Annotated in this window: 12 protein-coding genes; 11 read left to right on the top strand and 1 reads right to left on the bottom strand. The window is 51.3% G+C overall.

The features are described from left to right. The first annotated feature begins 226 nt into the window (after window positions 1-226). From ACFMKP_RS18150 to ACFMKP_RS18135, 4 genes are all read left to right on the top strand, one after another. Entirely contained in the window at window positions 227-598 is a 372-nt protein-coding gene (locus tag ACFMKP_RS18150; RefSeq protein WP_382293815.1) for a helix-turn-helix domain-containing protein, read from the top strand. A gap of 175 nt (window positions 599-773) precedes the next feature. Beyond that, window positions 774-1,769 (top strand): RimK family alpha-L-glutamate ligase, encoded by a 996-nt coding sequence (locus ACFMKP_RS18145; RefSeq protein ID WP_083469970.1) that lies wholly within the window; start codon window positions 774-776, stop codon window positions 1,767-1,769. A gap of 75 nt (window positions 1,770-1,844) precedes the next feature. Beyond that, entirely contained in the window at window positions 1,845-3,218 is a 1,374-nt protein-coding gene (locus ACFMKP_RS18140; RefSeq protein WP_382293813.1) for a hypothetical protein, read from the top strand. 92 nt (window positions 3,219-3,310) lie between these two features. Beyond that, on the top strand, window positions 3,311-4,468 hold the full coding sequence (locus ACFMKP_RS18135) for a carboxylate-amine ligase (RefSeq protein ID WP_382293812.1): 1,158 nt from the start codon (window positions 3,311-3,313) through the stop codon (window positions 4,466-4,468). 270 nt (window positions 4,469-4,738) lie between these two features. Here the strand turns inward: ACFMKP_RS18135 and ACFMKP_RS18130 are convergent, their stop codons facing one another. Beyond that, window positions 4,739-5,233, bottom strand: coding sequence for a hypothetical protein (locus tag ACFMKP_RS18130; protein WP_382293810.1), 495 nt, complete (start codon window positions 5,231-5,233; stop codon window positions 4,739-4,741). Window positions 5,234-6,020: 787 nt separating this feature from the next. Here ACFMKP_RS18130 and ACFMKP_RS18125 point away from each other — a divergent pair. From ACFMKP_RS18125 to ACFMKP_RS18095, 7 genes are all read left to right on the top strand, one after another. Continuing rightward, entirely contained in the window at window positions 6,021-6,641 is a 621-nt protein-coding gene (locus ACFMKP_RS18125; protein ID WP_382293808.1) for a metallophosphoesterase, read from the top strand. A gap of 66 nt (window positions 6,642-6,707) precedes the next feature. Then, complete coding sequence (locus ACFMKP_RS18120) at window positions 6,708-7,001, top strand: YciI family protein (RefSeq protein ID WP_054535657.1); 294 nt, start codon at window positions 6,708-6,710, stop codon at window positions 6,999-7,001. A 72-nt stretch (window positions 7,002-7,073) separates the two neighbouring features. Continuing rightward, on the top strand, window positions 7,074-8,405 hold the full coding sequence (locus ACFMKP_RS18115) for a hypothetical protein (protein WP_204753585.1): 1,332 nt from the start codon (window positions 7,074-7,076) through the stop codon (window positions 8,403-8,405). 102 nt (window positions 8,406-8,507) lie between these two features. Further along, window positions 8,508-9,632 (top strand): glycosyltransferase, encoded by a 1,125-nt coding sequence (locus ACFMKP_RS18110; protein ID WP_382293806.1) that lies wholly within the window; start codon window positions 8,508-8,510, stop codon window positions 9,630-9,632. Between the two features lie 241 nt (window positions 9,633-9,873). Further along, window positions 9,874-10,566, top strand: coding sequence for a hypothetical protein (locus ACFMKP_RS18105; RefSeq protein ID WP_382293804.1), 693 nt, complete (start codon window positions 9,874-9,876; stop codon window positions 10,564-10,566). Next, window positions 10,566-11,216, top strand: coding sequence for a YveK family protein (locus tag ACFMKP_RS18100; RefSeq protein WP_382293803.1), 651 nt, complete (start codon window positions 10,566-10,568; stop codon window positions 11,214-11,216). The genes ACFMKP_RS18105 and ACFMKP_RS18100 overlap by 1 nt, the downstream gene beginning before the upstream one ends. 40 nt (window positions 11,217-11,256) lie before the next feature. Continuing rightward, window positions 11,257-11,904 carry a CpsD/CapB family tyrosine-protein kinase gene (locus ACFMKP_RS18095; protein ID WP_382293801.1) on the top strand — a complete coding sequence of 216 codons (648 nt, stop codon included), beginning with the start codon at window positions 11,257-11,259 and terminating at the stop codon, window positions 11,902-11,904. The last annotated feature ends 237 nt before the right edge of the window (window positions 11,905-12,141 follow it).

Raw genomic sequence — 12,141 nt, 5'->3', positions numbered from 1 at the left:
AAGGCAGAAGTCAAAAGGCAGAAGTCAAAAGGCAGAAGTCAGAAGTCAAAAATCAAAAGCCAAAAGCCCATAGCCTGCGTACACTTCGCGCTCTTCGCGTCCTTCGCGGTTTCAGCTTCGTGCCCTTCGTGCCCTTCGTGGATCAATAACTGCTGCCTTTTGCGTTAGTTTTCTTGTACAATGCAAAGGAATCGCAACCGAATTAGCAGCAAGATTGGAGATTGGCATGGCTAGTTTGAGTGAAGCAATTGGCGCAATTATCAAACGCAAACGCACCCGCGACCGCTTGACCCAAAATGACTTAGGCGCAAAAGTCGGCGTTTCTGGCTCGTATATTAGCGCGGTTGAGGCGGGCAACACCTCGCCACGAATTGCCGAAGTCGAAGGCATAGCCCAAGTGTTCCGCACCACAGCCTTGGAAATGATCAGCGAAGCGGCCTCGTCCGAAACCAAAATCTACTCCGATTCGCGGCGCGAACAAGAGGCGCTACTCTCAATTTTTACCACGCTCAGCCCCGATCGTCGCCAACAAGTCTATGAGTTTGTGCTCTTTCAGCGCGATTTGCAAGATCGCAATGATGATAAGCGCAACAATTAACCCAATTGATGGTCAAGAATCTGCTTGTAAGTGCCCTGCATGAGGCAAGCCTCGCTTGGGTGTTTTGGCGCAGCAGCGCTTGATATGCTATGATGCGCCTCGCAACGAAGCAGCATCCGCACAGATACCCACAGGATTTTCCCTCAAAGCCTAGACCGATACAAGGAGGTTTTGCTTGGCAAAAGCAAAAAAAGCCGATAAGAAAATTGGGGTTATGGTTGGGCGTGAATGGTCGTGGCCACCGGCATTTATCGAGGAAGTCAACCGCCGCAATCTTGGCGTAACCGCCGAATATTTGCAATTGGGCGGCACTGCCATGAACGAGCCGAGTGAGTACGCTGTAATCGTTGACCGCATCTCCCACGAAATCCCCTACTATCGAACTTATCTCAAAAATGCTGTGCTCCAAGGCACGGTTGTCGTCAATAATCCATTTTGGTGGAGCGCTGACGATAAGTTTTTTGGCGCATCACTTTCCGATGCAATCGGGGTCAAGCATCCGCGCACCATCGCCTTGCCATCACATTCGTATGTCGAGGGCGTGGTCGATGAATCGTTGCGCAATTTGATTTACCCGATTCCGTGGGAAGCGCATGTCGAGGCCGTCGGTGGCTTTCCGGTTATTCTCAAACCAGCTTGGGGCGGTGGCTTCAAGCAGGTGTTCAAGCTCTACAACTACGATCAGTTGTACGATGCCTATAACACCACCGGCACCGAATGTATGATGCTGCAAGAGTGCATCGAATGGGAAAAATATGCCCGCGTGATGTGTATTGGCAAAGAGCATTTTATGGTGATGAAGTTTGATGCTAATGCGCCATGGCCCCATCGCTACTTCCACGAGCCAGGTTTTCTCACCCCCGAAGAGGGCCAACAGGTCTTGGATGGCGCACGGAAGCTTAACGAAGCGCTTGGCTACGATATGAACACCGTTGAGTTTGCAATTAAAGATGGCATTGCCTACGCAATCGATTTTACCAACCCTGCACCCGACATGGATATTAATTCGCTGACCGACCACTACTTTCCGTGGGTAGTCAACGCCATGGCCGATATGTGTATCGATTATGCCTTAGGCAAACGCAAACAATCGAAAGTCACCTATCAATGGAACTCGTTGCTCACCGCGAGTAGCAAACCCAAAGCTCGTTCAACCACAACCAGTGAATAAGAATGGTTAAGCAAGCGCGAGCATAGCCGCTTTCTGCGTTGGCTATGCTCGTTGCTGCGATTGATGGAGCGGCCTATGTTAGAGCAAGCGATACGTGATTATCACGCCCTCCTCACGCCCGATCTCGCGCGCGCTTCCCAAGAACGATTGACCAGCCTGCAACAACAAGAAAATCTTTTTTTTGGCACGCGTCCGTTGTGCAATGTTTTGCGCCCGCATTTTCTCAGCGCTGAGCAAGCGGGCTTAATTAGCTCAGTTTCGCAATTGGTCGCCGAAGCAGCCCGCAGCGTGGTGGAATATGCCTTGCGCACGCCCGCGGTGCTCGATCTGCTGGCCTTGACCGAGGGCGAACAACGCTTAATTGGCTATGAGCCTGGCTACCGCGAGTTGAGCGTTTCGTCACGGCTGGATTCATTTTTAACCAGCGATAGCAGCTCGTTTCAATTTGTTGAGTATAACGCCGAAAGCCCTGCCGCCATCGCCTACGAAGATATTCTTTCGCAGGTGTTCGAGCAATTACCAATTATGCAGGAGTTTCAGCGCCACTATCAGGTTGCCAGTTTGCCAGCCCGCCAACGCTTGTTGGAAACATTTTTGGCAATTTATCGCGAATGGGGCGGCACTGACGAGCCACAGATTGCGATTGTCGATTGGCATGGCTTGCCAACGCTCTCGGAGTTTCAATTATTCCAGCACTATTTTGGCGAGCATGGCTTGAAAACTGTGATTTGCGCGCCAGAAGAATTGCGCTATCACGCTGGCACGCTGTATGCCAATGATACGCCAGTTAACTTTGTGTATAAACGCTTATTGACCACTGAGTTTTTGCAGCGCTTGGGCAACGAAGCCTTCGAGCATCCATTAACTCAGGCCTATCGCGATGGGGCGATTTGCTTGGTCAATAACTTCCGCGCCAAATTGCTGCACAAAAAAATGATCTTTGGCTTACTTTCTGATCCGGCGATTACCAGTGCAGCGGGCATTAGCCAAGCCACCCAACAGCAGCTTGCCCAGCACATTCCATGGACGCGGCGCGTCGCGGCAGGACGCACCGATTATGCTGGCAACGAGATTGATTTGCTTGAGTTTATCAAGCACAATCGCGATCGGCTGTTGCTCAAACCCAACGACGATTACGGCGGCCATGGCATTACGATTGGCTGGGAAACCGAGGCCGAAGCCTGGGATGCGGCAGTTGAGCAAGCCTTAACTGAGCCATTTGTAGTTCAAGAGCGCGTAGTTATCGCCTATGAAGATTATCCAGCCATGGTTGATGGCCAATTGCAGATTAGCCAGCGCTTGGTTGATACCGATCCATTTTTATTTGGCACCGAAGTTCAAGGTTGTTTGACGCGCTTATCGACCGTGACCTTGTTGAATGTGACCGCCGGCGGCGGCTCAACCACCCCAACCTTTCAGGTCGCGAAGCAAGGCGAAATCTCAGCGTAGACAAGCACCAAAACATCAACTATCCTAATGGGCATTACCACAGGTAGCAACCCACCACAGCCCACTATCAACTGACACCAACGGGGGAGCTTATGGAATATCGTGATCCGGGGCATCCAAACTTTCCGTTTACGATTGGGATCGAAGAAGAATACCAAATTATCGATCCTGAAACCCGCGAATTGAAGTCGTACATCACCCAAATCCTTGACGAAGGTCAGTTGATTTTACGCGAACAGATGAAGCCCGAAATGCACCAATCGATTGTCGAGGTGGGCACGCACGTCTGTCGCACGGTCGATGAAGCTCGCAAGGAAATTATTCGCTTGCGCGGGGCGATTGGCAGTTTGGCTGCGAGCAAAGGCCTGCGGATTGCCGCCGCTGGCACGCACCCATTTTCGTCGTGGCAAAAGCAAGATATTTATCCCCACGAGCGCTATTATGGCGTGATTGAGGAGATGCAAGAAGCGGCGCGGCGTTTGTTGATTTTCGGCATGCATGTGCACATCGGGATGCCCGATAACGAAACCTGCATCGAAATTATGAACGTAGCGCGCTACTTCCTGCCGCACTTGTTGGCGCTTTCGACCTCATCGCCATTTTGGATGGGTCGCAAAACTGGCTTCCAATCGTATCGCTCGATCATCTTCACCAACTTTCCACGTACTGGCATTCCCGATACCTTCCAATCGTATGCTGAATTTGAGCAATATATCAACATTTTGCTCAAAACTCATAGCATCGACAATGGCAAGAAAGTGTGGTGGGATGCACGACCACACCCAATGTTTGGCACGCTGGAAGTACGGATTTGCGACATTGCCACCAAAGTTGATGAAGCGATTATGATTGCTGGCTTGATTCAAGCAATTTTTGTTAAAATTTACAGCTTGTTCCGCCAAAATCAAACCTTCCGCGTCTACAGCCGCGCCTTGATCAACGAGAACAAATGGCGGGCAGCACGCTACGGTATGGGCGGCAAGTTGATCGATTTTGGCAAGCGCGAAGAGCTATCAGCCCACGATTTGATGGTTGAATTACGCGAGTTTGTCGACGATGTGGTTGATGATCTTGGTTCGCGGGCCGCCATCGATTATATTGACCAAGTGCTCAAGCATGGCACCAGTGCCGAGCGCCAACTGCGCACATTCGCCGAAACTGGCGATATTAAAGCCGTGGTCGATCAGCTGATTCGCGAGACCATGGAAGGCGTGCCGGTTGACCAAGCAACCCAAGAAGTAAGTGGTTAAAGTCGATTCCCTCACCCCCAAGCCCCCTCTCCCACTGGACGCGGGCGAGGGGGAGCATCCGTGGTTCACCAAGGAATTGGGAGAGAACCACAGGATTAAAGCCCCTCGCCCATTCGATGGGAGAGGGGATCTTAACAAACGACTCTTGAAAGCCAGCCCCCGCTCCCACTGGACGCGGGCGAGGGGGCGCAACGGAATTCGTGGCCGAACCACAGGATTAAAGCCCCTCGCCCATTCGATGGGAGAGGGGTTGGGGTGAGGGGATAAACTTTAGCTAGGGCTAAGTGATTTCGCGGAAAGCGGTTGTGCCTCGGTACAGAGTAAGCGGGTTCCATGCCAAACTACGTGTTTATTTGGATTTGGGGTGATCGGCAAACGCGGATCAACATAGCGCGCATAGACCTCGCTGCGAGCCAGTTTACATCTGCCATGCTCGCTAATTGACAACTCGATAACACCTTTGATTGATGAATGTTCAAAGCGCATGAGTCTGTTGGGATGCTTGGACAATGCTGGTTGCAAGTGCCAATCGCGTTGCGCTAAAGCCTTGATATAAAAATCTTTAATCTCATTATTGACATGGCGTTTTAACACAACATAATGCACAGCTTGGCCATTGTGAAGCAGACTAGAACTATCGGCATAAATTGGAAAATCGTCAATTGGACCAAGAACAACATATGATCGAAATGAATCAAACACCATCAGCAACACCAAGATCAGAATGCTTCCTCCTATGCTTGCGCTAATCCATTTTCGTAGCATCTGGCGCTTCCTTTCAATTGAGTTCGCTATTCCACTCACCATCGAGTATAGCGATTGATCAGCCCACACAGCAGCAAATTTGAAGCAGAATCGTTGCAACGATGCAGCTAAAAAGCCAAGAGCAGCGCCATAGCACTGCTCAAACGATCGATACCCGATTGAAATTGCATCTGATTAGTTTGAATGTTTGATAAGGCTGCGGGCATGACACCACAGCGTGTCAGATTGCGCAGAATTGCTCTTGGCTAGCGCCTCTCACCGCACTAGCTACGAGCCGAGGTAGCGCCTCTCACCGCACTACCAACAAACCCCTTATCAATAACTCAGACCTCCTTGATTGTCGATATGTATGTTTTCCTAAGTGCTTCGCTCACGTAGGAGTATAGCAGCGAGCAAGCAACAAAAAGTCGCAAAAAAGTCGCAGCTTTTGCAACATTCCTGCGACTTTTGTTCCAGCAAGCGCACGAAGGACGGAAACCGCGAAGAGCACGAAGAGCACGAAGGGCACGAAGGACGGAAACCGCGAAGGACGCGAAGATCGCGAAGATTTCTTAGCCACGAATTGCACCAATTCAATAGCCCATAGCCTATCGCCTCGTCCCTGATCCCTGACCGCTGATCCCTGTTCCCTTATCCCGCTTTTGATTTTTGACTTCTGCCTTTTGAATTCATCGTTGGAATGACCTGTGCTATACTGCTGAGTAACGCAATGCTGCAACGAGTGTAGATCGTGGAAGTTCTGGAGGGCGCGATGAGGCTCCTGTCGGTTAGTGACGAAGTAGTTAGCATGTTGCAAACATCGGCGCTGCACCAACGTGTAGGGGCGATCGATGCGATTGTCGGCTGTGGTGATTTACCACCAAGTTACCTTGAGTATCTGGTTTCGATGCTCAATGTTCCCTGCTTTTACGTTAACGGTAATCATGATGCACCCGAGCAGCATGAAGACGGCAGAGTTTCGACCAAACCACAGGGCTGCGATAACCTCGATTTGCGGGTTGCAATGGTGAATGGGATATTAATTGCGGGGGCTGGCGGCGTGTTACGCTATCGCCCAGGCGAACATCAATATAGCGAAGCAGAATGGGCATGGCGCATGACCATGCTTAGCGCACGGGTCTTTTTTGCCCAAATGCGCCATCGCCAGCGGCTTGATGTGTTAATTACCCACACGCCACCAGCAGGCTTGCACGATGGCATTGGCGCTCATCGCGGGCCGCAAGCGCTACGGCGCTTTATCGATCGGCTTGCACCACGCTATCTTATTCATGGCCATGTGCATTTAAATTATGGCTATGGCGACCAACGGCCTTTGCAATATGGTGATACACTAATTGTAAATACCCACGGCTATCGCTTGCTCGATATTGAACCAATGGCGGCCTTGAGCAATGCCAGAGCCAGTTAATCGAATGTCAACACAGTATGCAACGACGCTCCCCATTGGGAGCGTTTTTTTCTTTGGGAGTCAGCAATGCTAACGTATTTGGTAACATTAACCATTATCGTCGATCGGGCAATCTACGAACCGCATTTGCCTGATCATTTAGCATATTTGGCCCAGCTCAAAGCCGCAGGCCACTTGTTGCTCTCTGGCCCCGCCACCGACCGTCGGGGTGGCTTTGTCTTATTGCAGGCCGATTCGTTGGCTGCTGCAAGAGATCTTGTCGAAGAAGACCCATTAGTAGCACGGGGCTTGGATTCCTACGAGATTCGCGAATGGCGCATCACCGAGGGCCAACCCCAGCAGATTGTTCCATCGTGGTAACAACAACAATCTAGCAAACACACAACGGTGTCATATCAGGCCAAGCTCGCCGACACCAAGGAGGAACTTAAGATGGGCTACAATCAATGGATCGATCAGCAAGTTGATAGTGATTTCCAAAAAGCGCGATTTAGCGCCTTTCTGAATGCCATAAAAGCGCGGTTGCGCGACGAACCCCAAACCCTTTTGCCATTTGAAGAGGTTCGCGCCCGCCTGAATATTCGCAGCCAAACCGACCGTGGCATGCAAATCGTGCCCTTGGCTTCAATTATTGGCAGCGAAGGCCGCTATAGCGATTTCGACCGCCAGTTTTTGCCACGCCATGAAGTAACCAAAGCTCGTTGGAAAAACGTTGATCGGGCGCATTATAGCGATGTCTTGCTACCGCCAATTGAGCTCTATCAAATTGGCGAGGTTTATTTTGTGCGCGATGGCAATCATCGGGTTTCGGTTGCCCGTCAACAAGGCCAAGATTTTATCGATGCCCATGTGATCGAATTGCTGAGCGATGTGCCAATCAAGCCAAGCATGACCCAAAATGAATTAAATCAATTGGAAGAACGCTCAGATTTTTTGGAATGGACAAATTTGGCCCAGCTGCGGCCAGAAGCCCAATTTATCGAGCTAACCAAGCCCAGCGGCTATTTAGACTTGATTCGGCATATCAACGGCCATCGCTATTTCAAATCGTTGGAGCTTGGCGAAGACCCAAGCAGCGAAGAGGCGATTTTAAGTTGGTACGACAATATTTATAAACCGTTGATCGACGAAATTTACGACACCGGCATTTTGGCAGCCTTCCCTGAACGCACCGCCACCGACTTGTATCTGTGGATTATGGATCATCGCCATTATTTGACCCAAACCGAGGGGATTGATCCAGGCCCAAAAACCGCCGCGATCGACTATACGCGCCATTATGGCGAGCGCAAAAATCGGGTTAAATTGCCCGATCCACCAAGTGCGGTTGAAATAGAATTTTTGCATTGGAGCAAGCTCAATTTGCTGCGCCAAGATGTGCGCGTGCCACTCAGCAACGACAACGATTATGCTCGTATCAAATTGCATGTGATCGATCATCAATATTTTATGGGCAAAGACCTTGATCGCGAAGTGACGTTTGAGGAAGCGGTGCAAAGCTGGTACGACACGGTGTATCGCCCAGTCACCCAAGCGATCGCCCAGCAACATATTGGCGAGATGTTTCCCAAACATACAATTGGCGATTTGTATTTGCTAATCACCGATTATTTGCATATGCTGCGCGGTCAAGGCGTGGAAATTCAGCCAGTGCAAGCGGCGCGTGAATATGCAGAACGCTTTGGCAGCGAACGCGGAGCCTTTTTAACTGGTGTGCTACATCGGGCACGGCGCTTGATGAAACGAGCCTTTGCAACAACTTAGTTACACAGTTGTGACCTAATTTTCAGCATTGAAGCCCTGGTTGTGCGCTATAATGATCCCACAGGATAGCCCAACCATGGGCTTTTTGTTTGAGTAGGTTCCATGCAAATAGCTTTAGTTCACGATTATTTGAATCAATATGGTGGCGCGGAACGGGTGCTCGAAGTGTTGCACGCCATGTTTCCGCAAGCCCCAATCTATACATCAATTTACGATGCCGAGGCCATGCCCAACGAGTATCGCAGTTGGGATATTCGCACCTCGTTTATGCAAAAATTGCCTGGCTGGCGCAAGCATTTTCGCAAATATTTCTTGCTCTATCCCAGCGCCTTTGAGCATTTCGACCTCAGCGCCTACGATTTGGTCATTAGCTCATCAAGCGCCTATGCCAAGGGCGTGATTACCAAGCCCGGCGCGCGCCATTTGTGCTATTGTCACACGCCAATGCGCTTTGCATGGCGCACCGACGATTATGTCAAACGTGAGCAAATTAGCGGCATTTTTGGCGCGATTCTGCCCTTCTTTCTGACCTATTTGCGCCTGTGGGATGTGCAATCGTCGGCGCGGGTTGATCGTTTTATTGCCAACTCGCGCACGGTTGCCGACCGAATTGGCCATTTCTACAAACGACCTTCGACGATCATCACGCCGCCAGTTGAGTTGCAGCCATTCGCGCCCCAGCCAGCAGAAGATTTTTATTTGGCAGGCGGACGGCTCGTGCCCTACAAACGGCTTGATTTGGCGATCAAAGCCTGTACCAAGCTTGGCTTGCCCTTGGTGATTTTTGGTGATGGCCGCGATCGGGCCGAGCTAGAAAAAGTTGCTGGGCCAAGCGTGCGCTTCGTCGGCAAAGTCGATGATGCAAGTTTGCGCAGTTTGTATGCTCGCTGTCGCGCCTACTTAATGCCAGGCGAAGAAGATGCAGGCATTCAGCCGCTCGAAGCCATGGGTGCAGGCCGCCCAGTCATCGCCTATAAAGCAGGCGGCGCACTCGATAGCGTGATCGAAGGCCAAACTGGACGCTTCTTCAGCCAACAAACTGTCGAAGATTTGGCCAATGCCATCCTTGCCAGCCAAAACAATCACTACGATCCAACGGCAATTCGTGCTCATGCCGAGCAATTTGCTCGTCCAGCCTTCGAGGCTCGCATTCGCGCCGAAATTGAAATGTTGTTGAACGAGGGGTCGGGAAGGATGAAGGATGAACGTTTAGAACAGAGAGCATAGAACATAGAACATAGGATTTGGAGGTCGGGGACTGGGGATTGGGGGTCGGGAAGGATGAAGGATGAAGGATGAACGTTTAGAACATAGAACATAGCCATCGGGGGTTAGGGGCTAGGGGTCGGGGGTTAGAAGGATAATTCGTGCAATTCGTGCAATTCGTGGCGAAGAAATCTTTGCGCTCTTCGCGGTTTCCGTGCTTCGTGGCCCTTCGTGTCCTTCGTGGATCAAATAAGGATAAATTATGGAATTACGCCGATATTTTGCGATTGTCCAACGTTCGTGGTGGCTGGTGCTGGGTGTGCCGCTGCTCGTGCTGTTGGTTTCGCTGCTCAGCTTTCAGCCTGATCCACAGCGCTATCGGGCTAACGCCAAGTTTGCGATTACCCACGCGCCTGTTGGCGGCAACGAAGTGCTGCCCGACATGAATATTTACAATTCGTGGCAAAGCACCCAATTCATCGTTGACGATTTGCCGGGCGTGGTGCGCTCCGAAGCCTTTGCCCAAGCAGTCAGCACTTGGATTGCCAGCAATCGCAATCTGCAACTCGACGCTGGCGCAGTTAAAGGCATGATCACGGCAGTTGAGCAAGAACATCGCATTGCCACAATTCTGGTTGATGCTGATACCGCTGAGCAAGCCACAGCGATTGCTGCTGGCAGCATTGCGGTGCTCGACGAACAAGGCTTGCAATGGTGGAATCGGGCGCAATGGGGCACATTGGCGGTCGAAACCCTCGAATTGCCAACCACGGCTACGGCACTCAGTCGCTGGCCACAGCCAATCACCCGTTTGGCCTTGCGCTTAGTTTTGGCCTTGGTGGCTGGGTTTGGCTTGGCCTTCTTGCGCCACTACCTCGACCGAACCGTGCGTGAGCAGAGCGATTTAGCCCAGCTGAATGTGCCAGTGCTCGGCGCTATTCCAAAGGAGTCGTAATGCTTCGACCGCAAGATTATGTAGCAATTTTGTTTCGGCGCTGGTGGGTGATTGTGCTGATTGGCTTTGCTAGCGCCGCTGCGGCCTATGGATTTAGCAAATTGCAAACGCCCTTGTATCGCGCCCAAACCACCTATAATGTGATCACCAGCCGCTATGATCAGGGCTTGACCATGCAATTGCCCAGCGTCATGGGCAACTGGCCCGGCCAGCTGACCGATGCGCGTTTGCAAGAAATTAGCAACCAATTGCAATTGGATCGCACGCCCGATTATTTGCGCAAATATATTGCAATTCAACCACAGCCCGATCAATTGCTGCTGACGATCAATGTCGATTATCCTGATCCGAAAAAAGCGGTTGAATTGGCTGATGCCTTGGGCGAAACGCTCAAAAGCGAAGTTGCTGGCTTGAATGCGCTGCGTTTGAGCACTGATGCAATTAATATTCGCGTCCAGCAACCAGCCAAATACATCGAACTAGCCTCGCCAAAAACCAAAATCAACGTGCTGGCTGGCGGGATTTTGGGTGGCATCATCGGCATTTTGGTGGCCTTTGCGCTTGAATATTTCGATGATCGAATCAAATCCAACAACGATATTGAACGCTGGACAGGCCTACCAACCTTGGGCAGCATTCCCGAACACTAAGCGTCGGCCTGAGCCAACCAACTAGATAGAGGTAGTTATTGTGGCATTAGATTTAATTACGTTGCGCGATCCACGGGCCGCCGCCGCCGAAGCCTATCGCACCTTGCGCACCAATATTCAATTTTCATCGATTGAGCGCAAATTGCATACAATTTTGGTTACGAGCAGCGTGCCTGACGAAGATAAGAGCATTGCCTTGGCCAATTTGGCCGTCACCTTTGCCCAAGCAGAGCAACGGGTGATTGTGCTCGATTGCGATTTGCGGCGGCCTAGCTTGCACAGCTTGTTTGGGGTAAGCAACGATCGCGGCCTGAGCCAAGCGATGAGCCAAAACAGCGATTTGCCAATCCTCAAAACAGAGGTCGATGGCTTGCAGCTGTTGCCTGCTGGAGCAACCCCGCCCAGCCCAGCAGATTTGCTTAGCTCCAAACGCTTCGATAGCGTGCTGCGCGATCTTAAGCAGCACGCAGATATTGTGTTGATCGATGCTCCGCCAGTCTTGGCTGCTAGCGATGCAGCCTTGTTGGCCACCAAAGTCGATGGGGTGGTATTGGTGACGCGGGCTGGCAAAACGCGCCGCGATAGCGCCCGCGAAGCTGTAGCCTTGTTGCAACGGGTCAATGCGCATCTGGTTGGGGTGGTTTTGACCAACGCCAAATTGGAACGAGAACGCTACGCTCGCTATTAGATAGTTAAGATTCCCTCACCCCCAACCCCCTCTCCCACTGCACGCGGGCGAGGGGGAGCAGCCATTGTTCAATCACAACTTGCGACAGAACTACAGCGTTAAAACCTTCCCTCACTGCACGCGGGCGAGGGGGAGCAGCCATTGTTCAATCACAACTTGCGACAGAACTACAGCATTAAAGCCCCTCTCCCGCGCCACGGGAGAGGGGTTGGGGTGAGGGAATATTACTCTGCTCCA

The sequence above is a fragment of the Herpetosiphon sp. NSE202 genome, assembly GCF_042688385.1.
Classification (GTDB): domain Bacteria; phylum Chloroflexota; class Chloroflexia; order Chloroflexales; family Herpetosiphonaceae; genus Herpetosiphon.
Note: the sequence above shows the minus strand (reverse complement) of the source record. Positions and strands in the feature narration are given on the sequence as shown.

Excerpts from the sequence above, each read along its gene's own strand:
- ACFMKP_RS18150 (WP_382293815.1), top strand. The coding sequence starts at position 227 with ATGGCTAGTTTGAGTGAAGCAATTGGCGCAATTATCAAACGCAAACGC.
- ACFMKP_RS18140 (WP_382293813.1), top strand. The coding sequence starts at position 1,845 with ATGTTAGAGCAAGCGATACGTGATTATCACGCCCTCCTCACGCCCGAT.
- ACFMKP_RS18135 (WP_382293812.1), top strand. The coding sequence starts at position 3,311 with ATGGAATATCGTGATCCGGGGCATCCAAACTTTCCGTTTACGATTGGG.
- ACFMKP_RS18130 (WP_382293810.1), bottom strand. The coding sequence starts at position 5,233 with ATGCTACGAAAATGGATTAGCGCAAGCATAGGAGGAAGCATTCTGATC.
- ACFMKP_RS18125 (WP_382293808.1), top strand. The coding sequence starts at position 6,021 with ATGTTGCAAACATCGGCGCTGCACCAACGTGTAGGGGCGATCGATGCG.
- ACFMKP_RS18120 (WP_054535657.1), top strand. The coding sequence starts at position 6,708 with ATGCTAACGTATTTGGTAACATTAACCATTATCGTCGATCGGGCAATC.
- ACFMKP_RS18115 (WP_204753585.1), top strand. The coding sequence starts at position 7,074 with ATGGGCTACAATCAATGGATCGATCAGCAAGTTGATAGTGATTTCCAA.
- ACFMKP_RS18110 (WP_382293806.1), top strand. The coding sequence starts at position 8,508 with ATGCAAATAGCTTTAGTTCACGATTATTTGAATCAATATGGTGGCGCG.
- ACFMKP_RS18105 (WP_382293804.1), top strand. The coding sequence starts at position 9,874 with ATGGAATTACGCCGATATTTTGCGATTGTCCAACGTTCGTGGTGGCTG.
- ACFMKP_RS18100 (WP_382293803.1), top strand. The coding sequence starts at position 10,566 with ATGCTTCGACCGCAAGATTATGTAGCAATTTTGTTTCGGCGCTGGTGG.